Annotated in this window: 18 protein-coding genes and 3 pseudogenes; 16 read left to right on the forward strand and 5 right to left on the reverse strand. The window is 66.2% G+C overall.

What is annotated here, in order from left to right; genetic code table 11:
• The first annotated feature begins 365 nt into the window (after positions 1-365).
• The 3 genes from AB0L60_RS36735 to AB0L60_RS36745 all read left to right on the forward strand — a co-directional run bounded on the left by AB0L60_RS36735 (position 366) and on the right by AB0L60_RS36745 (position 3,211).
• Positions 366-734, forward strand: coding sequence for a YrdB family protein (locus tag AB0L60_RS36735; protein ID WP_364624042.1), 369 nt, complete (start codon positions 366-368; stop codon positions 732-734).
• Between the two features lie 176 nt (positions 735-910).
• Complete coding sequence (locus AB0L60_RS36740; RefSeq protein WP_364624165.1) at positions 911-2,161, forward strand: family 1 glycosylhydrolase; 1,251 nt, start codon at positions 911-913, stop codon at positions 2,159-2,161.
• A 126-nt stretch (positions 2,162-2,287) separates the two neighbouring features.
• Entirely contained in the window at positions 2,288-3,211 is a 924-nt protein-coding gene (locus AB0L60_RS36745; RefSeq protein ID WP_364624044.1) for a universal stress protein, read from the forward strand.
• A 12-nt stretch (positions 3,212-3,223) separates the two neighbouring features.
• Here AB0L60_RS36745 and AB0L60_RS36750 read toward each other — a convergent pair whose 3' ends face one another.
• From AB0L60_RS36750 to AB0L60_RS36760, 3 genes are all read right to left on the reverse strand, one after another.
• Positions 3,224-4,411, reverse strand: coding sequence for an AI-2E family transporter (locus tag AB0L60_RS36750; protein ID WP_364624046.1), 1,188 nt, complete (start codon positions 4,409-4,411; stop codon positions 3,224-3,226).
• Positions 4,412-4,589: 178 nt separating this feature from the next.
• Positions 4,590-5,012 (reverse strand): ribonuclease domain-containing protein, encoded by a 423-nt coding sequence (locus AB0L60_RS36755; RefSeq protein ID WP_364624048.1) that lies wholly within the window; start codon positions 5,010-5,012, stop codon positions 4,590-4,592.
• Between the two features lie 538 nt (positions 5,013-5,550).
• A complete protein-coding gene (locus tag AB0L60_RS36760) occupies positions 5,551-6,231 on the reverse strand; it encodes a TetR/AcrR family transcriptional regulator (RefSeq protein ID WP_364624050.1) in 681 nt (226 codons plus the stop codon).
• Positions 6,232-6,306: 75 nt separating this feature from the next.
• Here AB0L60_RS36760 and AB0L60_RS36765 point away from each other — a divergent pair, with 75 nt between their 5' ends.
• The 8 genes and pseudogenes from AB0L60_RS36765 to AB0L60_RS36800 form a co-directional block, all read left to right on the forward strand.
• Positions 6,307-7,044, forward strand: coding sequence for a hypothetical protein (locus AB0L60_RS36765; protein WP_364624052.1), 738 nt, complete (start codon positions 6,307-6,309; stop codon positions 7,042-7,044).
• Between the two features lie 27 nt (positions 7,045-7,071).
• Entirely contained in the window at positions 7,072-7,620 is a 549-nt protein-coding gene (locus AB0L60_RS36770; RefSeq protein WP_364624054.1) for a DUF302 domain-containing protein, read from the forward strand.
• Positions 7,621-7,732: 112 nt separating this feature from the next.
• Entirely contained in the window at positions 7,733-8,257 is a 525-nt protein-coding gene (locus tag AB0L60_RS36775) for a hypothetical protein (protein WP_364624056.1), read from the forward strand.
• 434 nt (positions 8,258-8,691) lie between these two features.
• On the forward strand, positions 8,692-9,555 hold the full coding sequence (locus AB0L60_RS36780; protein ID WP_364624058.1) for an alpha/beta fold hydrolase: 864 nt from the start codon (positions 8,692-8,694) through the stop codon (positions 9,553-9,555).
• A 2-nt stretch (positions 9,556-9,557) separates the two neighbouring features.
• The gene (locus tag AB0L60_RS36785) at positions 9,558-10,586 is read left to right on the forward strand and encodes a VOC family protein (RefSeq protein ID WP_364624060.1); all 1,029 of its coding nucleotides are present in this window, start codon (positions 9,558-9,560) and stop codon (positions 10,584-10,586) included.
• Positions 10,583-12,379, forward strand: a complete 1,797-nt coding sequence (locus AB0L60_RS36790) for a bifunctional 3-(3-hydroxy-phenyl)propionate/3-hydroxycinnamic acid hydroxylase (RefSeq protein ID WP_364624062.1) — start codon at positions 10,583-10,585, stop codon at positions 12,377-12,379. The genes AB0L60_RS36785 and AB0L60_RS36790 overlap by 4 nt, the downstream gene beginning before the upstream one ends.
• A pseudogene (locus AB0L60_RS36795) lies at positions 12,376-12,627 on the forward strand (2-keto-4-pentenoate hydratase); the annotation flags it as partial. The gene AB0L60_RS36790 and the pseudogene AB0L60_RS36795, both read left to right, overlap by 4 nt.
• A pseudogene (locus AB0L60_RS36800) lies at positions 12,625-12,902 on the forward strand (4-hydroxy-2-oxovalerate aldolase); the annotation flags it as partial. The pseudogenes AB0L60_RS36795 and AB0L60_RS36800, both read left to right, overlap by 3 nt.
• Before the next feature lie 2 nt (positions 12,903-12,904).
• Here AB0L60_RS36800 and AB0L60_RS36805 read toward each other — a convergent pair.
• Positions 12,905-13,552 (reverse strand): helix-turn-helix domain-containing protein, encoded by a 648-nt coding sequence (locus tag AB0L60_RS36805; RefSeq protein WP_364624064.1) that lies wholly within the window; start codon positions 13,550-13,552, stop codon positions 12,905-12,907.
• Between the two features lie 99 nt (positions 13,553-13,651).
• Between AB0L60_RS36805 and AB0L60_RS36810 the strand changes: the two genes are divergently transcribed.
• Both AB0L60_RS36810 and AB0L60_RS36815 read left to right on the forward strand, forming a co-directional pair.
• Positions 13,652-14,800, forward strand: coding sequence for an amidohydrolase family protein (locus tag AB0L60_RS36810; RefSeq protein ID WP_364624066.1), 1,149 nt, complete (start codon positions 13,652-13,654; stop codon positions 14,798-14,800).
• 77 nt (positions 14,801-14,877) lie between these two features.
• Complete coding sequence (locus AB0L60_RS36815; RefSeq protein ID WP_364624068.1) at positions 14,878-15,837, forward strand: amidohydrolase family protein; 960 nt, start codon at positions 14,878-14,880, stop codon at positions 15,835-15,837.
• Between the two features lie 91 nt (positions 15,838-15,928).
• Here AB0L60_RS36815 and AB0L60_RS36820 read toward each other — a convergent pair whose 3' ends face one another.
• Positions 15,929-21,397: a biotin carboxylase N-terminal domain-containing protein gene (locus tag AB0L60_RS36820; RefSeq protein ID WP_364624070.1), complete on the reverse strand. Its 5,469-nt coding sequence runs from the start codon at positions 21,395-21,397 to the stop codon at positions 15,929-15,931.
• 276 nt (positions 21,398-21,673) lie between these two features.
• Between AB0L60_RS36820 and AB0L60_RS36825 the strand changes: the two are divergent.
• The 3 genes and pseudogenes from AB0L60_RS36825 to AB0L60_RS36835 all read left to right on the forward strand — a co-directional run.
• Positions 21,674-21,928 (forward strand): annotated as a pseudogene (locus tag AB0L60_RS36825) (TcmI family type II polyketide cyclase); the annotation flags it as partial.
• Positions 21,929-22,077: 149 nt separating this feature from the next.
• Entirely contained in the window at positions 22,078-22,230 is a 153-nt protein-coding gene (locus AB0L60_RS36830; protein WP_364624169.1) for a hypothetical protein, read from the forward strand.
• 96 nt (positions 22,231-22,326) lie between these two features.
• Complete coding sequence (locus AB0L60_RS36835) at positions 22,327-22,794, forward strand: SRPBCC family protein (RefSeq protein ID WP_364624072.1); 468 nt, start codon at positions 22,327-22,329, stop codon at positions 22,792-22,794.
• The last annotated feature ends 52 nt before the right edge of the window (positions 22,795-22,846 follow it).

Here is a 22,846-nt window from a genome sequence, read left to right on the forward strand (position 1 = left end):
CGCAAACCACCGGTCGAGTACGAAGCCGACTACTATGCCGCTCTGACCGAACAACCGGTCGGAGACAGATAACCGGGTGCGCATGAAACCCGGGGCGATTCATGGATCGTTCGTTGACATACGACGCGAGGAATGTGATCCCACCACCGATGACCACACCGCTCAGCGTGCCGAGCAACTGAGAAAGCACGACCAAATCCTATCGGCCACAACGGATTCTGTCGGAAGGATGGCTGGTCGCGAGCACTTGTCACGTTCGGTCACCTTTTCGGCGTGAATTGACCACTGGGCGGGGCTGGGGGTCGCTCGTAGGGTCGGTGGGTGTCCTCGGGCGAGATGGGGATGTGGATGATGAGGATTGTCGGATGTCGTTGAACCCATTCATGCTCGGTGTGCGATTTCTGCTCGAGTTGACCGCTGTGGTGTCGTTCGGGATTCTGGGGTGGCGAGGGTTCGATTCGCCGTGGCGGTTTGTGCTGGTGGTGGTACTGCCGATCGTGGTGGCGGCGGTGTGGGGGGTGTTTGCCGTGCCGGGGGATCCGAGTCGGAACGGGGAGGCGACGGTTGCCGTGCCCGGCGTTGTGCGGCTGGTGATCGAAGTGCTCGTGCTGGGTGGCGGGGCGGTCGCGCTGTGGGGTGCGGGGCTGTCGATGACGGCGCTCGTGTCGGCGGTTGTGTTGGTGTTGTACCAGGTCCTCGCGTATGACCGAGTCGGCTGGCTGATTGCGCATTGAGTGGAGCTCTCGTCGCGAGCGGTCCGACGGGTGTGTGACTTTCCGGATTCGGGACCGGAAACGGGGGTTCGATCTGGTCAGAGTGCCCCGAGACCGGTTCTCCGGGAGGTAATCTCGATGCGATGGGACAACGTGCACTGTTCACACTGGCATGTATCGTTCTCACCGCCTGGTGCATGGTCGCCACACCCGGCAGGGTCGCCGCCGATCCGGGGCTACCGCCGGTGGGCGGCGATTTCCTCTGGGGAGTGTCCAGTTCCGGCTTTCAGAGTGAAGGCTTCGCGCCGGACAGCAATTGGAGCCGTTACGCGGGATCCGGTCGCGCCGAGGACTACCGCAATTCGGTCGACTTCTTTCATCGCTACGATGAGGACATCCAGCACGCCGCCGACCTCGGTGTCGGCGTCTACCGGATCAGCGTGGAATGGGCTCGGGTGCAACCGAATCCGGGCGAATGGGATTTCTCCTTCTACGACAGCATGATCGCGCGGATTCGCTCGGCCGGAATTCGGCCGATGATCACCCTGGACCACTGGGTGTTCCCGGGCTGGGAGGTCGATCGCGGCGGCTGGCGCAATCCGGGCATGGTCGATGATTGGCTCACCAACGCCCGCGCGGTTGTGGACCGCTACGCGCACTTCGATCCGCTGTGGGTCACCTTCAACGAGCCGCTCGCCTATGTCGGAAAAGAGCAGCAGATCGGCGATCTCGGCGCGCTCGACGTCGCGCCCATGATCGATCGGATGGTCGCCGCGCACCGTGCGATCTACGACCACATCCACCTCCGGCAGCCCGGTGCGATGGTCACGAGCAATATCGCCTTCTCGGCCATCGGCACGGCACAGGCCGACGCGTCGTTCGTCGACCGGATCGCGGACAAGCTCGACTACATCGGAATTGATTACTACTACGGTGGATCCCTGAGCAATCCTCCGAATCTGGCTGCCCTGCTGACCAACCAGCCGTCGAGCCTCGTCCTCGAACCCGACGGTATCTACTACGTCCTGCGTCGATACGCGCAGAAGTTCCCGGGCCGGCCCCTCTACATCGTCGAGAACGGCATGCCCTCCGACAACGGCTCACCCACCACCGACGGCATGACCCGCGAGGACGACCTGCGAGACACCGTCTACTGGGTCCAGCGCGCCAAGGCCGACGGCATCAACGTCATCGGCTACAACTACTGGAGCATCACCGACAACTATGAATGGGGCAGCTACTCACCACGTTTCGGCCTCTACACCGTCAACGTCACCACCGACCCCACCCTGACCCGCCACCCCACCGCCGCCGTCCCCGCCTACCGCGACATCACCACCTCCGGCGGCGTCCCCGCCAACTATCTCCCCACCCGCCCTCCGGCCCTCTGTTCCATCCAGGACCTCCCCTCCAGCTGCTTCAACCCGGTAACCGTCCCGGGCCGCTGACCCACACCCCTCTGGCCCCCACTTGTAGTGGCGATTCCGGGCTGGGGTGGTGGGCGGTGCTATGTTCGGGTTTGCGAGACCCACTGGTTCTGCTCGGTTCACGGCATCCCAGGAGGTGGGCAGGTCATGAGTTCCCCGAAGTCGCGCGATCCGCACTCGATATCCACCGCACCGATCGTGGTCGGTGTCGATGATTCTCCAGCCGCGCTGTCGGCTGTGCGCTGGGCGGCGGAGACCGCGGCGGCACGCGGGCGCGAACTGTTGATCGCGCACGGCACGAACGTGAATGTGATCGTGGGGGTGATGGGCACCTTTTCGAGTGTGAATTCCGAAGTCGAGCAATCGATTCAGGCTTTCGGCGTCGACCTGGTGGCGCAGGCCCGGGAGGTCGCCGAGAAGGCCGCGCCCGCCGTGATGGTGCGCACCGAGGTGTCCCCGCAGCATCCGGCGAGGATGCTGATCGACCTCTCGGCCACCGCCCATATGACGGTGCTCGGCGGTCCGGCCGAACGCCGGGGCTTGAACCGGATCGGTTCCATCCTGATCTCGGTGGCGAGCCAGGCGGCGGGATCGGTGGTCGTGGTGCGCGACGACGACCCCGAATGGGTGGACCGCCGCACGGCGCCGGTCGTGGTCGGCGTCGACGGCAGCCCGGTCAGCGACGCGGCGGTCGGCGCCGCGTTCTACGAGGCGTCCGTGCGCAACACGCGGCTGGTGGCTGTGCATGCGTGGAGCGACCTGTACCTGGCCCGGTACTCGGGATTCATCGATACCTCCATCGAGGCCGCGCAAGCGACCGAGGCGGAGCGGGCGTTGCTCGTCGAACGGCTTGCCGGGTGGCAGGAGAAGTACCCCGATGTCGAGATCACCCGTGACATCCACCTCGCCGATCCGGTCGAGCACCTGCTGACCTGGTCCGAGGGGGCTCAGCTGCTGGTTGTCGGCAGCCGCGGCCGGGGCGGGTTCGTCGGCATGCTGCTCGGCTCCACCAGCAATGCGCTCGTGCAGCGCGCGAACTGCCCGGTCATGGTGGTCCACCCGGAGTCGTAAGCGGCAGGTGGGCTATTCGGTGTTCGGGGCTCGGCGTCGGGAACGAGTTCGTTGTGCGGGTTCGGGTGTCGGTGGGATCTCCACGTCGTAGCGGCGGACGTACGCGGCCAGAAAGGCTTGCGCGCTGGCTGTCACCGGGATGGCGAGTAGCGCGCCCGTCGCTCCGAACAACGCCGCGCCCGCGAGAACCGCGCCGAAGGCGACCGCGGGATGCATGTCGAGGGTGGTCGCGGTGATGCGCGGTTGCAGGACGTAGTTCTCGAATTGCTGGTAGACGACGATGAATCCGAGAATCCACAGCGCCGACCGTGGATTGTGGGCCAGCGCCACCAGGACCGGCAGCGCACCCGCGAGGTAGGTACCCACGGTAGGAATGAACTGGGACGCCACGCCCACCCACAGCGCGAGTGCGAACGCCGACGGAATGCCCAGCACTCGCATCGCCGCGTAGTGCGCCAGCGCCGAGCAGAACGCGAGCAGCGCCCGCGAGTAGATGTAGCCGCCCGTCTTCTCGACCGCGATATCCCAGGCGCGCAACACATGTCGCTGCCGCTGCGGCGGCAGGAGCGAGCACACCGCGTTGCGGAAACGCGGCCCGTCCGCGGCGAAATAGTAGGTGAACAGCAGCACGCCCAAGCCCTGGAACAGCACGCCGAGTGCCGTGGTGCCGATGCCCCAGACGTCGTCGGCCAGGCCCAGCGCCCATGACTGCAGTTTCGAGCTGATGTCCGAGGTGCGATCGGTGATATCGGTGACCGAGAGGTCGGTGTGGAACGTGCTGTTGATCCAGGTGACCGCACTGTGCATATCCCGCGGCAGGTTCTCGATCAGTGTCGTCACCTGACCGACCACCAATTCGCCCATGGTCCAGACGAATCCGACCAGCACCACGGTCACCACCACGAACACCGCCAGCGTCGCCGCACCGCGTTTCCAGCGGCGCGCGGCCAGCCAGTTCACCGCGGGTTCGATGGCGAAGGCCAGGAACAACGACACCACCAGCACCGTCAGCAGACCGCGCAGGCGCATCAGCCCCCAGAAGGTGATGACGACCCCGGCCACCGTGGCCGCCGCCAGCAGATAGGCCCGCGGCAACCAGGCCGGGATCACCGACGCGACCACCCGGTCCGGCCTGACCTCCGCGGCAGCGTCGTCGGGGCTCTGCTCCCGCTCTCCGGCGTCGGATTCGTCCTTGGGCACTCCGCAAACGTACTGGCGTCCGGGCGATCAGCGTCGCAGTGGGTGTGCCCGCGTGTTCCGGCCGCGCGGAAGCCCCAGCGCCGACGGTCGCTCGATCGAGCGGGATCCCGCCTCTGCCGCGGCCATACCCTCGAACCCGCCACATCGTCGAGCCGCTACTCCACGTGGCGCAGCGCGATCAGCGCATTCTCGTGAAACTGGCGTAGTGATCGCCTGTGTACCACGCCGAACCGTCGTTGCCGGTCACGATCCGCTCCGCATCGCGGGATCGGCCTGGTTGCTTGCAGTTGACATCCCACTCTCGATAGCCGACATCATTGGGCAGCTGGCCGCCTCTGTTCTGCCACGTGGTACCGCCCTTGGTTCCGGGACAGTCGGTCGGGGGCCATTTGCCTTGATCGATCAGACTCAATGTCGTCCAGGCTCGCTGGGGAACCGTGGAGTCCACCAGGCGAACCTCGACACCGACCACCGTCGAGCGCTGGGTCACCTGCTCCGTGTGCCCACCCGGCAAAAGCAATGCCACCGTGGCGAGTGCAACCGAAGCGACAGCAATTGCCTTGCCCCACAACGTTCTCAGCGCGATCGTCTCCACCGTCATGTGCCCACGGTGTCATATGGGTCTGAATCGGCCCTCACGTCGAGCTGTCGTATGGGTGAATGCGGACCGGATGGAACAGGCTCGCGGCCCCGCCGTCCCGTGGCCCGCCATCCATCTCACATCTCGGTCACGCTCAGTGCGAACCCCGCTCGATATCGAAGGCTGGACCGGTGCCGGCGTAGGTTTCCCTCGTGAAATAGCCTCGGGTACGCGGCTTTTCGCTCGCAGGAATGCGGTGCCCTATCTCGCCGTCGCCTGTGTGCTCGTGCGAACGCCGCATGTAGTCGAAGACCCTCGCCCCCAGCCTTGCCGCGTGAACCGGTCGCCACCACGCGGCCGCGGCGAGATACCACCGCCACTCGGTGAACGCAGCTGCAGTTCGGCAACTACGCAGACGGCTTCATGATGTACTTCATCTCCACCTGCGGGGCCGACAGCATGACGCCCCCGGCCCGGATCCATTCACCGATGACGCGGGCGGCATCGCGCGCCTGTGTGTGCCGGGGCGGCGTCGGGAGGCTTCGTTCACCGGAGTGACTTACAGAGTCAAGAGGCCGCGCTCGATTGCGTCCAGTACTCGCTCGAGTGAGTCTTCGATGTTCTCGGGTGTGGTGGGGAGTGGGCCGTCGAGGAGCAGGCCGGCGAGGCCGTGTACTGCTGACCATGCGGCTATTTCGGCGCCGGGGCGGCGGATTGGGTTGAGGAGGCCTGCGGTTTGGGCTTCGTCGAGGACCTGGCCGAGGACTTCGAAGGGGCCGCATTCTTCGGTGGGGAGGGCTACTGGGGGAAGCTCGGGTGCCGGGGGATAGGCGATGAAGGCTGTTCGGAACAGGCCTGGTTCGGCTAGGGCGAAGTGGACGTAGGCGGTGCCGACTGCGCGGAGGCGGAGGCGGGGATCGTTGGTGCGGGCCGCTTGGTGGCGCATCTCGGAGGCAAGGGCCTGGCGTGCGTGATGTGCTACCTCGGCGAGAAGGGCTTCTCGGGCGGCGAAGTGGCGGTAGGCGGCTGAGTGCGTCACGCCGGCGGCTCGGGCGGCTTCGCGGAGGATCACTCGGTCTGGGCCGCCTTCGCGGGCCAGGGCGATGCCGGCCTCGATCAAGGTCGCGCGCAGGGCGCCGTGGTGGTACGGCTTCGCGCGATCGCGACTGGTGGTGGCCTGACCCATGGGGTAAGGATTCCACGGATGCAGGATGTTGACAACGGTCACATAAAGTCGCACACTCGGATGTAACCAATGGTTACATCCTGCTGGTTCGACTGAACGGCACTCCTGACACACCGAGCGGAGCATGTGATGTCCTCTGCACCTCTCTATCTCTGGGCGCTCGAGATCATCGGGCTGGTCGCGATAGTTTCTGTCACTGTCCGCACCTTGTGGTCGACGGCCATAGAGGTCGGCATCAACAGGGTTGTGGCGCAACGAATTTCGATCGTCTTCTGTGCGGGCTGGATGGCTTGGACGGCCACGGTCGTCGTGCTGGCGGCCAACAATGCCCTACGGCTGGACGAGGACGCGGTCAAACCGTGGCTGGGCGTGGCGATCCTCGCGCCGATCGTCGTCCTACTGGCGAGTTCCCGGCTACCGCTGATCCAGCGGATGCTTTCTCATCCAGGTATTGCCGCAACGTTGGTCCGGCCACACGAAGCGCGCTTCATCGGCATCGTCTTCTTGACCGCCTTGGCGTTGGGTGAGTTGCCACCTGCGTTCGCACTTCCGGCCGGAATCGGTGACATAGCAGTAGGTCTGGCTGCGTCATGGCTGGTCCGCAGTCCACATGCTGCAGGTCGAACCCGAAGTACCCTCTGGCTCAACGCATTCGGTTTGATCGACTTCCTGTACGCCTTCGCCGTCGGGTTCCTGGGCGGACCGGGGCGTACCCAGCTGCTGCACCTGACGCCATCGACACAGCCACTGTCGACGCTGCCGTTGGTGCTCATACCGACGACCGGAGTTCCCATCCTGTTCGTCTTCCACGTCATCTCGCTGGCCAAGCTGCGGGCCACCGCGCCCGTCGCGGCCGTTCCGGCCTGAATACTCCTCGGCAGAAAAGGAAGCACGATGAGCACCACCCCCATCGACAAAAGCGCTCGCGTCCAACGTGTTCGGTACGAGGTGAACCGGATCACCATCGCGGTCGACGCCACGTTCGAGGAGCTGCGTATGCGTTTCGAGCAGCTGGTCCCCGACATAGAACTCGACGAGTTGAGTCAGTTGATCGCAACCGGTGATCTGGAACGGGTGAAGAAGTACACCGAAGCGCGAACACCGAACTCCTTCGCCAACTTCTGGACTTTCGACCCGACTGCCATGATGGCGCTGCGGGGGAGCGCCGCGCAGGTGGTCACCTACATGGTGGGCAACAACCTGATCGCGGAACGCATGTTCCGCCACGATCCGGGCGTGATGCTCTACGCACCGATCCGCGTCGCCATCTACACCGACAACGATCGGACGCTCGTCAGTTTCGATCAGCCGTCGACACGCTTCGACACCTTCGACGACGAGAACGTCAGCGCGGTCGGCCGGCTTCTCGACGAGAAGATCGCCGCCCTTCTGACACTGCTCGGCGTAGAGGTGCCGGACGAACTATCGCGGCAGACTGTGTAGTTCGTGCTGCCGAGGGCGAACTTGCCACCACCGTGCCCGACGGGCGGCGACATCTCGGGCCGTGTCGACAACCGCTCATGACGTGGTTATGGCGAGGCCATACAGCAGGCCGGTGGCGACCATGGGCAGCACCGCCAGGACCGGCGAGGTGGCATGGAGCCCGGACAGTTATGACCCGTGGGATCAGCGGACGTGCCTGGTGCCCGATGGCGATCTGTTCGAGGCGATCCGTACCGGTGCGGTGGAGATGATCACCGAGCGGATCGACACCCTCACCGAATCGGGAATCCGGTTGACGTCGGGTGCCGAGGTCCCTGCCGACATCATCGTGACGGCAACGGGTTTGGAGTTGCACCTCGACAGAGGCGCCTACACCAGCGTGACGCCTGCCCGCGACCCTGACGCAGTCCGCGCCCCGTTTGTCCCCGACTTCACTCCGGGCTACTTCCGCCGGGGCGGCGCCCACTGCCCGAGCAGCGGCGACCGCGCCTCCTGGCGGCTGCGAATGAACTACCTCCGCGACCTGCCGACCTTCCGACACCACAGACTCGAAGACGGCATCTTGCAATTCACCCATGCGGAGCACGGCTTCGCGGAAGATATCGAACCCGAAGCGTCACAGTCGATTACGGGTTGATCGGTCATCCTGCGTGGTGGTGACCCCTGACCCGCATGGGGCCAATCTCGAGAGATTCGCTCAGCGGGCTGTATTCGCCGCCTATATCAGGGGTCATCATGCCTTGATGAACGGGGTCGACGCGGTACGCCTGTTCGGCCGTTCGCTCGCGGCCGATGGCGGTGCGGCGATCACAGCCCCCGGTACGGGCGTCGGCGGCCCGTCGGGTGTGCGAGGCGTTCGCGTCCCTGAAGGCCGTAGATGCGCTGCGCCGGGCGCGGGGAACGGACTCGCCTCTGGTGCGGGCGTTCGAGGCCCCGAGGACGGTGCTCAATGTCGACATCTACGGATGTATCTGTAAATATCCAGCACTTCTGATGTAATTATCAGAATCATCTTGACAAGGGATGTCATCGTAATTGATGATTTGATCAACGTTGGTTCTGGAGGTGGAGATGACAAGCATCGACAAAGGCGTCGACACCGGGCGAACGGTCCGGGTCGCCGGACGGCAGATCTACTTCAACGAGGCTGGTTCCGGGGCCGCGGTGGTGCTGCTGCACGGTGGCGGGCCCGGGGCGTCCGGGTTGTCGAACTACTCGCGCAATATCGAGGCGCTGGCGCAGCGGTTCCATGTCATCGTGCCGGACATGCCCGGGTACGGGCAGTCGTCGAAGTGGATCGACCCGGCAGACCCCTTCGGTGATCTCGCACAGGCGGTGGGCGGGCTGCTCGACGAGCTCGGCATCGCCTCCGCGCACCTGATCGGCAACTCTTACGGCGGCGCCGCGGCGCTGCGGCTGGCCATGGACCGGCCGGAGAAGGCGAACCGGCTGATCCTCATGGGACCCGGTGGTGTGGGCACTACGCGTGCATTGCCTACCGCCGGACTCCAGCAGCTGCTGAACTACTACACCGGCAGTGGCCCGAGCCGGGAGAAGCTCACCCGCTTCATTCGCGAATACCTGGTGTTCGACGGTGATTCGGTGCCGGAGGAGCTCATCGAGGCGCGCTATCGGGCCAGCATCGATCCGGCCGTGGTGGCGAATCCGCCGCTGCGGCGGCCATCGGGGCCGCTGGCGCTACGCACCCTGCTGCGCATGGATTTCACGCGCGACTCGCGTCTGCGCAAGGTCGAACAGCCGACGCTGGTGGTCTGGGGGACCGGCGACAAGGTGAACCGGCCCGAGGGCGGTCGCATGCTGGTCGACGCCATGCCCAATTGCGACCTGTACCTGGCGGCCAACACCGGCCACTGGGTGCAGTGGGAACGCGCGGATCTGTTCAACACACTGGCCACCGCGTTTCTGGAGGCGTAGCAGTGAACGGGTTCCTGCGTCCCAACACGGACGGCTCGGTCTTCGGCGCCGTGCATCTGGGATACATTGTCGTGCAATCGAATCGGCAGGCCGATTGGCGGCGCTTCGGCGCCGACGCCATCGGGATGCACATCGACGCCCTCGGGGGCGCCGGGCTGCGCTTCCGCCTCGACGACCACACCTGTCGCTTCCTCGTCCAGCGTGGTCCCGCCGAGGACGTGACCGCACTCGGCTGGCAGATCGATGACCACGAGACCTTCGATCGCATCATCGCCCGGGTCACCGATCGCGGCGTGCCGATTGCCGAGGGCACCGCCGACGAGGCGGCGCTGCGCGGAGTCGAGCGGTTGTGGCGCTTCGCCGGGCCGAAAGGCATTGTGCAGGAGATCTTCACGGTGCCGGTGACCACCCCCGAGCCCTTGCGGATGCTCAGCTCCGGCTGGGTGACCGGTGAGGCCGGCATGGGGCACGTCGCGATCGTCTCGCGGGAGCCCGAGACGTTGCACGGCTACTACGAGACCGTCTTCGACTCCCGGTTGTCCGATTACATCGACGAGAACGTCTCCGGGCTGAAGATGAAGATCCGTTTCCTGCGGGTCAACGAGCGCCACCACTCCATTGCCATCGCCAATCTGCGTGGCGTGAAGATCGATCCGATCCGAACCCGGGTGCAGCACATCAATATCCAGTCCGCGACATTGGACGACATGCTCGCCTCCTTCCAGCGGGTGAAGGATCTGGGCTTCCGGATGGCGTGGTCGGTCGGCCAGCACACCAACGATCGCCAACTGTCGTACTACAGCGTGACCCCGTCGGGCTTCGAACTCGAGGTCGGCTGGAACCCGATCATCATCGGCCCGGAACTCGAATCCACCTGGGAGCCGACGACTTACCAGGGCATCAGCAAGTGGGGACACACCCCGGTGGGGGAGACGGTGCTGGACCGGTTCGGCCAGTTCCGCCAGGCGTTGCGCACCGTGCGCACGCCGGAGATCACCGTGCCGGAACTGGCAGGAGGGCGCATCCGATGAACACCGACTACGACGTGGTGGTCGTGGGCCTCGGCCCGAGTGGCCTGACCCTGGCCAATCTGCTCGGCCGGCGTGGCGTCAGCGTGCTGGTCCTGGAACGCGAGCCCGAGTACTACGGCCTCGCGCGGGCGGTATACACCGACGACGAAGGCATGCGGATCTTCCAAACCGCCGGTGCCGCAGACGAACTCGCGGCGGACATGAATGTCGATTCCGCTGTGCAGTGGGTGCGCGCCGACGGCCGGGTGCTGATCCAGTTCCAGCAGACCGAACGTCGGCTGGGCTGGCCGGTGGTGAACTTCCTCTACCAGCCGTACCTGGAGAACACCCTCGAACGCGCGCTGGACCGGTACCCGCACGTGACGGTGCGCCGCGGCCGGGAAGTCGTCGACTTCAGCCAGGACGCGGACACGGTCACCGTGGTGCACGCCGAGTGCCACGGCACCGGTTACGGCAAGCATGTGCCGAGTAGCGACCAGGACACGGCCGAGCGGGTGCGCGCGAAGTTCCTGGTCGGCTGCGACGGCGGCCGCAGCGTTGTGCGGACCAAACTGGGAATCGACATGAGCGGCACCAGCTTCCCGGAACGCTGGCTGGTCGTGGATTTGAAGGCCCGCGACGGCGTGGACGCGTTTCGCCATCTGCCGTACTTCGATTTCGTCTGTGATCCCGAGCTGCCGATCGTGTCCTGTCCGCAGCCGGACGGGCACCACCGATTCGAGTTCATGCTCAACGACGCCCAGACGAAGGAGGAGATGGAGGACGACGAGACCGTCCGCCGCCACATCGAACGCTTCGTGAATCCGGACGAGGTCGAGGTGTTGCGCAAGCTCGTGTACACCTTCAACGCGGTCATCGCCGACCGCTGGCGTGTCGGGCGGATCCTGATCGCGGGTGATGCCGCACACATGACCCCGCAGTTCATCGGTCAGGGCATGAATTCCGGCGTGCGCGATGCCGACAATCTGTCGTGGAAGCTGACCGCGATCATCGAATACGGTGCGAGCCAGTCGATTCTGGACAGCTACGAATCCGAGCGCCGCCCGCACGCCAAGGCCATGATCGACCTGTCGGTGTTCAACAAGGCGCTGGTTTCCGTGGACAACAAGCTGGTCGCCGCCGCCCGTGATCTCGCGCTGACCACCGCGCTGCGGGTGCCGGGCCTCGGTGGATGGATCCGGGGCGCGAAGATGAAACCCTCGCCGCGCTTCCGTCGCGACGCCTACCTCGGCCTGCCTCGCCGCGGATGGCGCGGAGTCGAAGGCGAACTCGCCCCGCAGCCGGAGATCCGGACCTTCGACGGACATCATCGTCGATTCGATGATGTTCTGGGCCTGGGCTTTTCGGTGATCGGCTACGGCGTCGACCCGCGCGCCGGACTCGGCGCGGACGACCTGGCGGCGTTGCGCGCGCTGGGCGCCCGGTTCGTCACCGTCTACCCGATCGGCGGTCGGCCACAGGGCAAGCCCGGCGACGGCCGCAATGCCGGCGCCGACTATGTCGATGTCGAGGACCACACTGGAGCGCTGACTCGCTTCTTCGCCAAGGCCGGCATCGGCATCGGCGGGCTGCTCCTGCTGCGCCCGGACCGGTATGTCTTCGGCACAGCCACCGCGGGCCGCGGTGGTGTGCTGATCGCCGAATTGTTCAGCCAACTCGGGGTTTCCGCGGGCGAGCTCGTCTCCGCGGCGACGGTCGTGCGAGCCGACCTGGCCGAATCCGATTCAGCGCCATCGGATCCGGAATCGACCGAGTCCGCGACTGCCGAACACCATCTCGAGGAGGCCCTGTGACGGCGACCGTGACCGATTCGCCCGCGGTGCGGGCGGCCGCCGAGCGGCTGGCCACCGCCGTACGCCACGGCACTCCGACCGCCCCGGCGCGCGATCTCATCGGTCCCGACGATGTCGCGCTGGCCTACGCGGTGCAGCGCATCGGGATCGACGATCGTTTGGCCACGGGAGCAAGGATCGTCGGCCGCAAGATCGGGCTCACCTCCCCGGCTGCGCAGCAGCAGCTCGGCGTGAATCAGCCGGACTTCAAACACCGGGCGGCGCTGAACCAGCTGACCGACGCGGCGGACGATCTGATCCGCCCGCTGCTGGATCGGCCGGTGCCGGTCGATCGCGAACGCTCACCCTGGGCTACGCGGGCGTGTACTCGAGCTTCCTGCGGCATGCCGAAAAGGCTTCCGCCACTTATGGAGTGGATGTCCGCGACGTGCTGGCCGAGGCCGGTCGGCGCGGCCTGGTGGGCGGGCAGGAGGACATGATCGTCGATATCGCCCTCGACCTGATCGGCGGCCGGGCGGGGTGACCTCAGGATTCCGGCAGCTGCGGCAGCTGCGGCAGCGGACTGCTGGTGAGCTTCTGTGCGGCGCGCTTGTTCATGCCGAACATGCGCAGCATGTGGAAGGTCATCTCGTCGGTGCGGGCGTCGGCGTCGGCGTCGGGCCGGGCGTCCAGCAGCTGCAGCAGGCCCAGCAGGGCACCGCCGGCGGCCATGATCGCCATGTCCGCATCCATCGGCTCGAAGCGGCCCGCCTCCTGCGCGGCGAGAATGTCGCGGCGGGCGCGCGGGGCCAGGCCCTCCTCGCGCAGCAGGATCGACATGCCGGAATGCAGGATCACCTTCACCATTTCCGGCATCTGCCGCTGCAGCCGCCCGGTCATCCGGAAGCTGACCGCGAACACCTCGGCCGGGTCGTCGTAGAGCTCCACGATGCCGTCACGCAGCTCGGCGTAGATCTGCAGGGCCGAGCGCACCGCCTCGTCGAAGAGCTGCTCCTTGGAGTCGAAGTGGTTGTAGAAGGATCCGAAACCGACATCGGCCGCATCGGTGATCTCTTGAATGCTGACCGCGGAACGCCCCTCCGACAAGAACTTCCGTGCTGCGCCGAGCAGCGCATTGCGGGTTCGCTCGCGCCGCCGGTCGAGGCGATTTCGAGTGACGGGTTCGGCTGCCATGGTCTCACTTCCGGTCGAAAACGGTATGCGAATCATATCTGAGAAATCCATCAGACACGATTTCGCCCTCCCTTCCCGCATTTCCCCATTCAGAAAGCGATGAACGACGTGCGCGAATCCTTCCCGCAGCCGCCGGCGACGATGAGCCGCCGCCGAGTTCTCGGCGGCGTTGTCGCCGGTACGCTCGGTGCCTCGGCAACCGCTGCGGCTGTGCCGATCGACCTGGCGGTTCCTGCCCGCGCCCAGCAGCCCGCGCCCACCGGCACCCACCGCATCGATCTGCATGCGCATTTCCTGCCGCCGGACTACCGAGCCGCACTGCTCGAGCACGGGCACCTCACCATCGGTGGCTACCCGCCGCCCGAGTGGTCGCCGGAAGCCGCGATCGCGTTCATGGACTACTACGGCATTCAGGCGCAAGCGCTTTCGGTGTCCGACCCGGGCGTATCGTTCCTGTCCGGCAAGGAAGCCGCCGACATGGCCCGCTACTGCAACACCTACGCGGCAGGGCTTTTCAAATCAGACCCGGCCCGCTTCGGCGCGTTCGCGGTACTGCCGATGCCCGACATCCCGTCCGCCATCGAGGAGGCGATCTACGCCTTGGACGACCTGCATCTGGACGGGGTCATCCTGCTGTCGGCCTACGACGGCGTCTATCTCGGCGATCCGCGTTTCGAACCGCTGATGATCGCGCTCGAACAACGCCGCGCGTATGTCTTCGTGCATCCCGCGGCCATCCCCGGCACCGCGAAACCGGCGCTGCCGCTGCCGGATTTCCTCGAGGAATTCACCTTCGACACCACCCGTGCCGCCACCATGATGATGCTCACCGGGGTGACCCAGCGGTACCCGAATATTCGCTTCCAACTCGCCCACGCCGGTGGCACCCTGCCCTTCCTGTCCTGGCGGGTCGGGGTGGCCTCGGAAACCGTGGTGGGGCAGATGTGGCCGCAGGGGTGGCCGAAGCCCTCACTGTTGGATACCGCAGGGCAGATCTCGAACTTCTACTACGACACGGCGCTGAGCGGCTCGGCCGCGGCCATGTCGAGCGTGCTCGCGGTCACCGCTCGCGACCACATCGTCTTCGGCTCGGATTGGCCGTTCAGTGCCATGACACTCCCGCAATCGGGGACACACGATCCTGCCCCGGGACTGAGCGATATCTTCGATACCGATCAGCGTCTGGAGGTCGAACGGCTCAACCCGCTACGACAGCTTCCCCGGCTCGCACAGGCAGTGGGCGGGTGATCCGTAGCTTCGGCCCACACTGCGCGGCAAGCCGAGTATTTCGCCGACTGTGAATCGTCCCTCTGAAGGAGGAAAACGTGGGACACGGGAACCGCATCGACACCCATCAACACCTCGTGCCGCCGAAATACGAGGACTTGCTGCACGCCAGGGGAATTCGCCCCGGCGGCATCGATCTACCACAGTGGTCGGAATCAGAAGCCGTGGATTTCATGGATCGCCGCGGCATCCGGACCGGCATCCTGTCGCTGTCCACACCGGGAGTCTGCCTGGGAGACACAGCCGAAGCCCGGACCTGGGCCCGTGAGGTGAACGAATACGGCGCGGAGATCGTGCGGCGGCGACCCGACCGGTTCGGGCTCTTCGCCACGTTGACGTTGCCGGACGTGGACGGCGCGCTGGCCGAGGCCGAATACGCGCTCGACGCCCTGCACGCCGACGGAATCGTGCTGCTGGCGAACAACAATGGCCGCTACCTCGGGGATCCGGAGTTCACGCCACTGCTGGAACTGCTGCACGAGCGTGAGAGCGTGGTCTTCATTCACCCGGGTGAATTGCCGGCCGCGCCGGTGCCGGGCATCCCGAGCTTCGCGGCCGACTTCCTGCTCGACACCACCCGCGCGGCGCTCAGTCTCATCCTGTCCGGCGCCATGCACCGGTACCCCGGCATCAAATTCATTCTCGCCCACGCCGGCGGATTCGTCCCCTACATCGCCTCTCGGATCCTCTTGGCGATGTTCCTCGCGAAAACATCTGCGCAGCAGCCAATTCCGAACGACGATACCGCCGTCGACCCGACCGTGCTGAAGCGGTTCTACTACGACGTCGCCCTGTCCGCCTCTCCCGCGGCACTGCCGAGCCTGCTGGCGGTCGCCGAACCCGACCACATCACCTACGGCAGCGACTTCCCCTTCGCCCCGCCCGCCGCGGTCGACTTCATCAATCACGAATACGAGAACTACCCGCTGGACGATTCCCTGCGCGCGGCCATCGACCGCGGCAACGCGGAGGCGTTGTTCCCCCGGTTGAAGGCTTGAGGGCATCGCGTACCGGTGTGTGCTGCCCTCGAGCGGGTCGTCGAGAAGCGATCGGGCATCGAGGACGCATGACAACTCCCGGCGCGGGACGCTAGGAGGCCACTGCGCCTGCCATGCCGCGCTCGATGGCCGCGACGATCTGCGGGCGGAGCGCGGCGGCGGGGATGATCGAATGCACCGAACCGACCTCGCGGGCGCGGGCGATAGTGTGGATCGCCTCGAACTCGGCGGCGACCTCGCCCAGCTTGTCCGACCGCACCGCGGCCTGCCGGGCGGCCAGTTCGACTCGCAGCCGGGCCCTTTCGGCGCCGTCGGCGGCGATCCGGGCCTCGAGCTCGCGCAGTTCCGGGTCCGCCGCGGTGCGGTTGTTCACCTCGCGGGAGAACACGACCGCCGCCGCGGGTGCGCCGCCGATCACGGAGGCGAACGAGCCTTCGACCGCGAGCACCTCCAAATTGTCGTTGAGTGCGGCGGAGAAGACCACGAACGCTCCGCCGTGGTAGCGCGAGATCACGCAGAACACGATCGGGCCGTCGAAATTCACTATCGCGCGGCCGATTTCGGCGCCGTATTCCAGTTGGATGTTGCGCAGTGATTCGGGTGAGCCGTCGAAACCGGAGAGATTCGCCAGAATCACCACGGGCCGGTTGCCGCTGGCGGCGTTGATCGCGCGGGCCGTCTTCTTCGACGACTGCGGGAACAGGGTTCCCGAGGTCCAGGTGTCCGGGCCGTCGGCCGGGACCCAGCCCTTGCGCTGGATCGTGCGAGATTCGAAGCCCACCACGGTCACCGGGTATCCGGCCAGATGGGCGTCGAACACCACCGAGGTGTCAGCGCCGGCCATGTCCGCCCACCGCTCCAGCACCGTGTGGTCCTGGTCGACCACCGACCGCATCACCGTGCGGATATCGAACGGCTTCTTACGCTCCGGGTTTCGCTCGTCGGAGAAGATGTCGCCGACGACGCTGAAGTCGCTGGAGCGGTGCACGTGCGGGTAGCTGCGCACATCGCGGTCGACCGGATCGGTGGTGACCGCCCGACGCGGGAAACGTTCGCCCGGAGCGACATACGCGTGCTCGTAGTGCGCGAACAGGATGTCGCAGGCGGCGGTCAGGTTCGGCGCCCAGTACTGCGCCTCGCCGTTCGGGCCCATCACCCGGTCGTAGCCGCCGATGCCGAAGTTGTCCTCGGCCGAGACACCACCGGAGTAGTCCAGCGACTGCTTGCCGGTGAGCACCATCGCGCTGTCCGGAGTCATCACCAGAATGCCCTTGGTATGCGCCAGCATGGTCGCCTCGGCGTTCCAATACGGCTGGGCGCCCACATTGATGCCCGCGACGATGATGTTGATCTCGCCGCCGCCCTGGGTGAAGGTGATGATCCGGCGCAGCGCGCGCGACACCCAGTCCATGTTCTCGGTGCCGCTGTCCATCGAGATGGTGGCACCGGAGGACAGCGCGAACCATTCCACCGGCACACCGAGGCTTTCCGCGAGATCGATCGCCGCGACCACGCGTGCGCATTCGTTCCCGGCGACGGTTCCCAGCGCCTTGGTCGGGTCGCCGAACAGGGCGATACGGGTCATGCCCTCGGGATAACGGTCGGTGATCGTGGTCACCTGCCCCACGATCACGCCGGCCGTATTGCGGCCGTACGGGCGGTCCACCGGCACCAGCGTTCCGGACGAGTCGAGGTCGAGCTCGGTGAAGCTGCCGCGACCGCGGGTCAGCAGCGGAATCAGTTCGTACGGATAGACGGTGCCGCGAGCCCTGGCACGCTGCACCCGCTGGGCGTACTCGTCGAGGGGGCGCAGCGGATCGGTGGGCGGCTCGGTGATCGCGAAACTGATCTCGTCGCTCGAATGATACGAGAAGCGCAGCGCCACATCGCGAATCGTGTCGTCCGGGCCCGTCGAGAGGCGGCCGATGACGGTGATCTCCTCCAGGTCGGCGCCGAGGGTCAGTGGCGCGATGGTGTGCGCGATCACCTCGATGCGGTCGGCCGGGATCTCCATCACCGGCCAGACGAACAGCGCAATCCGGTTGTGGTCCAGCCGCTTCGGCTCACGCTGCGTCTGCGCGCGGCGGATGCCGTCGAGGCACGCCGCGATCTTGCGCTCGATCGCCGGTACGGTCACGATCTCGCCGTTCTCGTCCCGCTGGGCGGAGAAGTCGCGTACCTCGGCGAGTGCGATGAACCGCTCGTCGGCCGGATTGTGCTTGGCGACAGAGTGATACAGATAGATGCCGGACGGTGCGGGCAGACGGGTGCCGTTGAAGTTCTTCAACCGCCACAGGTCCAAGCGCTGGCCGGTGAGCGGATGCATGTCGCGGATGATGAGGTCTTCGGAGAGTCCGGATTCCGTGCGCCGGAAGGTGACGTGCCGGACGTCGGCGGTGTCGCCGTCCAGGACCGCCACCGAGATACGCCGCCAGGTGCCCGATTGCGGATGCGCTTCCAGTTCGGTGCGCAGCGCCGCCGACAGCTCGTCCCCGTCGGTCGGTGCATCGGGCCACGAAATGTACACGTCGACAACCAGATTCGGAACGTTCGGCCCCGCCACGTCGGCCACGACGTCGAGCGTGGCCGCCAGGTCGGCATGTTCGGCCACCGTGGAGACCAGGTGCAGCCGCTCCCCTGCCAGCTCGAACGTGCCGGTCACCAGGTGCCGGCCCGAGCGGTCGAAGGCCATCACGTCGTCGAGGTCGTGGATCCGGTAGTACTGCCGGGTGATCACCTCGAGCAGTGGGTTCGGATCCGAGATGTATTGCCCCAGTAGGCCGGTCAGCGGTTCCGGGGCGTCGACCATGGCCGCGACGCGCCGCGCGTAGAAGGAGGCGCCGGGCCGCCGGGCCAGGTAGGCGAGGCTACCGCGCACCTTGTCGTACACATCCTCGCGGGCCGCGCGGATCAGCGGCTCGTCGAATACCCGGAAGCGCAGAGTACGTGCCACGTCGCCGATCAGCGGGTAACGCAACTGCGTGGCCAGGATGAGACGGTCGAGCACCTCCCTGAGCTCGGGCACCTCCGCGGTGCGTTCGTCGGCATTGGCCAGCCAGCGCTCGAGTTCCCCGGCGATCACCGGTACCTGGTTGTCCATCCGTTGCAGGGCCAGGAACAGGCGATAGACCGCCTCCTCCAGTTCGGGCGTGCGGTCGAGCGAGGTCACATCGTAGTGTCCCAACGCGCGAGAAAGCCTGGCGCGGAAGGACTCCGGCAATCCCTGCACATCCACGTCGAGTGACTGCAGGAACGAGTGGAAGTGCTCGCGCGGGCTGTGCACGGGGTCGGCCACCTCGCTCTCGCCAATGGTCGGGCGGTTGCGGGACAGCTCGCAGACGTCGGCGAAGGTGGTCAGGATCGCCAGTTCGGCCCGGGTCAGCTCCGGGTCGTCCCCGGACAGCTCGTTGCGCAGCTCGTTGTACTCCTCGAGCAGCGTGCGGGCCCGGGCGGCACTGACGTCGTAACCCGTGAGCAGGGTGCTCAGAGCGTCCAGGCGCGCGAAGGCCTCGGAGCGGGCGTCGCCGCGGATCTGCTCGAGCGGCGCGAACTCCACGCGGCGGCTCTCGGCGACGCCCCCCACGGCGTCACCGGTATCGATGGCGTCCACCCGCAGTAGCGGCGCACCGGCATCCACCTGCGAGTTCACCACGGCGTTGAGTTCGCGGACCCGGCCCGGACCGGGGGCGCGGACCGCGGTCTCCATCTTCATCGATTCCAGCACCACCAAGGTGGCGCCGGCCTCGATCTCGTCGCCGACGGCGACCGGAACCGCGACCACGACGGCGGGCGCGGGCGCCCGCACGATGCCGGCCTCGTCCTGACTGATCTGATGGCCGACGCCATCCACCTCGACCAGGTAGCCGGTCGGCCCGGCCACCGAGACGACGTGGTGGCGGCGGTGAGCGATCGCGTAGCGGCTCTCGAAGGCGCTCAGCCGATCGACGACCACCTCCAGATCACCGGAATCGCCGCTCACCTGGTAGCGCCGCGGGCCCACCTGGCCGACCACCAGCGTGTAGGGCTGGTTGCGATAGGACAGTTCCACCGTCCGCCCGATGGCGTGCCTGGCCCGTGGGCGGCCGCCGCGTGCGGAGGAGAGGAAGGCGGCACGCTCGTGCGCTTCCTCGGTGTCGTAGGTGTCGATGGCGGCGGCCAGCAGCGCGACATCGGCGACGGCGGTCGGGCCGTCCGCGGTGCCGGCGCCGGTGCGATCCAGCCAGCCGGTGTCGGCCTCGCCGGAGATCAACTCGGGGCGGCTCAGCAGGTCCAGCAGGAACGACTTGGTGGTGGTGCCACCCTCGACGACGACCGTGGTCTCGCGCAGCCCGGTGCGCAGCCGGGCGAGCGCCTCGTCGCGGTCGCGGCCCCATGCGATCACCTTGGCCACCATCGAGTCATAGTCCGGCGGAATCACATCGCCCTCGGCGATGCCGGTGTCCACCCGCAGGCCCGAGCCCAGCGGGAACCTGAGCAGTTGCAGCCTTCCGGGTGCCGGAGCAAAACCGTTGTCGGCGTCCTCGGCATTGAGCCGGGCCTCGATCGCGTGGCCGAACTCCGACGGGCAGTCGCCGTCGAGCGCGCCACCGGACGCCACGTGGATCTGCAGCTTGACCAGGTCCAGGCCGGTGGTGGCCTCGGTGATCGGGTGCTCGACCTGGAGGCGGGTGTTCACCTCGAGGAAGGTGAAGCGCCGCTCGTCGGGCTGGTAGAGGTATTCGACGGTGGCGGCGCCGCAGTAGCCGGCCGCCTTCACCAGGTCGGCGGACACCTTGCGCAGGTGATCGGCCTCGTCCTTGGTCACCACCGGAGACGAGGATTCCTCGATCACCTTCTGGTTCTTGCGCTGGATGGAACAGTCCCGCACGCCGGGCGCCCACACCGTGCCGTGGCTGTCCGCGATCACCTGGACCTCGATGTGGCGGGCGCCGGTGACCAGACGTTCCAGGAACACGACGGGGTCGCCGAAGGAACGTTCGGCCTCCAGCTGGGTGCGCTCGAGCGCGAGATCCAGTTCGTCCTCGGCGTACACCTTGCGGATGCCGCGCCCGCCGCCGCCCGAGCGGGCCTTGACGATCAGCGGATAGCCGATGGCGTGCGCGTGCCGGCGGGCGTCGGCGCCGGTCTCGACCGGGCCACCGGACCAGGGCGCGATGGGGACCCCGACCTTCTCGGCCAGCAGTTTGGCCTCGATCTTGTCGCCGAGCAGGCGCATGGCGTGCGAGGACGGACCGATGAAGGTGATGCCGAGCTTGCTGACGAGATCGGCGAACGCCGGGTCCTCGGCTACGAAACCCCAGCCCACCCAGACCGCGTCGGCCGCGGCCTCGATCAACGCGCGCTCGAGCTCGGCGTGATCGAGGTAGGGGTTGGTGGCGCCGTTGCGCCGCAGGGTGACGGTCTCGTCAGCCTGGCGAACGAACAGCGCACGCCGCTCGGCATGGGTGTGCAGGGCGATGGTACGGATCCCGTGGTCGTACTCGGCATTGAGCTCGCGGACAGCCCGGATCAGACGCACTGCTGGTTCGCCCCTATTGACTATGGCAATCCGCTGGATCATTTCTCCGTCCATTCTCGTGTCGGCGAATCGCGTCGTCGGCATTCATTGTTAACACCGCTTCGACGGCGTGGCGCGCAACGGCACCGAGAGAGTCATCAAAAAGTGTCCCACCGCCGGACGTCACCTCAGGTGTTGATTGTCTTCACCCTGGGGACGAGTCGGAGGGCCTCGAGGGTGATGGATACCGACCGGTCTCAACTCGTAGGTTCGGTGTACCCGAAAAAGACAGATATCGGGTTCCCTGTTCCCCACCGAATCTCAAGTAGGAGAAGGCCGATGGTATTTCAACCACATCGTTCGCTGATCGTGGCTCACGTGCGTCCGGATGCTATTTCCAACGTTGGCGAGATCTTCACGGAATCTGATTCGTTGACGGATCTGCCGGGGATTGCGGGTGTGACCCGGCGTGAGCTGTGGGCTTTGGACGATCTGTATGTGCACTTGGTGGAGACCGAGGAGCCCGGTGGTGCCGCTATTGGCAGGGCTGCGCGGCATCCGGAGTTCGCCCGGGTGAGTGCTCGGTTGCGTGAGTTCGTTTCCCATGCCTCCCGAACTGGCAATCGCCGGAGGATGCGCGGGCTCGCATGTTCTACAGCTGGACACCGGAATCCGGTCCGAGGTTGGAGATCCCGAACCGATCGGCTTCGGGTTTCACTACACGAGGGAAGGAAGAGAAGTAAATGTCGGATGTATTCACCATCGAGACGTTGCGCGCGATCTTGGACGAGCATGTCGGGGTCGGCATCGGTCCTGAGGAGTTGGAGAGGGCGGACGCGCTGACTCTCGAGGAGATCGGTGTGGATTCGTTGGCTTCAGAGTGTTGTGGAGCGTGACTTCGATGTCAGGTTGCCTGCTGGGCTGCTGGGGATGACCGGTGGTGACGTGGTTCGGTTCGTCGACGAGTTCGCTTTCATCGAGGAGGTTGCGCGATGTCGGGTCATACAGAGAATTCGATCCTGATCGATGCGCCGCTCGAGGTGGTGTGGGATTCGACCAATGATGTTCGGTCCTGGCCGAATTTGTTCTCGGAGTATGCCACGGTCGATGTTCTCGCGGAGGACGGTGACACGGTTCGTTTCCGGCTGACGATGCGTCCGGACGAGGCGGGGCAGGTGTGGAGCTGGGTCAGTGAGCGGACCGTTGATCGGGTGAATCGGACCGTGGACGCGCATCGGGTGGAGACCGGGCCGTTCGAGTACATACGGATCCATTGGAGTTATGCCGAGTCCGGATCAGGCACGCGGATGACCTGGGTCCAGGACTTTCACATGCGACCGGGGGCGCCGATCGACGACGCCGGCATGACCGATCGCATCAACACCAACAGCGTGATCCAGACGCGGCTCATCAAAGAAAAGGTCGAAGGACATCTCGTCGTCGCGCCGCCGCTCGCCTGACCGCCACACCGAAAAGGCCCCGAAGCCACCATGGTCGCATCACTCATCGAGA

The sequence above is a fragment of the Nocardia sp. NPDC051981 genome (genome assembly GCF_040680715.1).
GTDB lineage: Bacteria > Actinomycetota > Actinomycetes > Mycobacteriales > Mycobacteriaceae > Nocardia.

Coding starts and splice junctions, on each gene's coding strand:
- AB0L60_RS36780 (WP_364624058.1), top strand. CDS start 8,692: ATGACAAGCATCGACAAAGGCGTCGACACCGGGCGAACGGTCCGGGTC.
- AB0L60_RS36820 (WP_364624070.1), bottom strand. CDS start 21,397: ATGATCCAGCGGATTGCCATAGTCAATAGGGGCGAACCAGCAGTGCGT.
- AB0L60_RS36770 (WP_364624054.1), top strand. CDS start 7,072: ATGAGCACCACCCCCATCGACAAAAGCGCTCGCGTCCAACGTGTTCGG.
- AB0L60_RS36765 (WP_364624052.1), top strand. CDS start 6,307: ATGTCCTCTGCACCTCTCTATCTCTGGGCGCTCGAGATCATCGGGCTG.
- AB0L60_RS36740 (WP_364624165.1), top strand. CDS start 911: ATGGTCGCCACACCCGGCAGGGTCGCCGCCGATCCGGGGCTACCGCCG.
- AB0L60_RS36745 (WP_364624044.1), top strand. CDS start 2,288: ATGAGTTCCCCGAAGTCGCGCGATCCGCACTCGATATCCACCGCACCG.
- AB0L60_RS36835 (WP_364624072.1), top strand. CDS start 22,327: ATGTCGGGTCATACAGAGAATTCGATCCTGATCGATGCGCCGCTCGAG.
- AB0L60_RS36755 (WP_364624048.1), bottom strand. CDS start 5,012: ATGACGGTGGAGACGATCGCGCTGAGAACGTTGTGGGGCAAGGCAATT.
- AB0L60_RS36735 (WP_364624042.1), top strand. CDS start 366: ATGTCGTTGAACCCATTCATGCTCGGTGTGCGATTTCTGCTCGAGTTG.
- AB0L60_RS36830 (WP_364624169.1), top strand. CDS start 22,078: ATGTCGGATGTATTCACCATCGAGACGTTGCGCGCGATCTTGGACGAG.
- AB0L60_RS36790 (WP_364624062.1), top strand. CDS start 10,583: ATGAACACCGACTACGACGTGGTGGTCGTGGGCCTCGGCCCGAGTGGC.
- AB0L60_RS36810 (WP_364624066.1), top strand. CDS start 13,652: ATGAACGACGTGCGCGAATCCTTCCCGCAGCCGCCGGCGACGATGAGC.
- AB0L60_RS36805 (WP_364624064.1), bottom strand. CDS start 13,552: ATGGCAGCCGAACCCGTCACTCGAAATCGCCTCGACCGGCGGCGCGAG.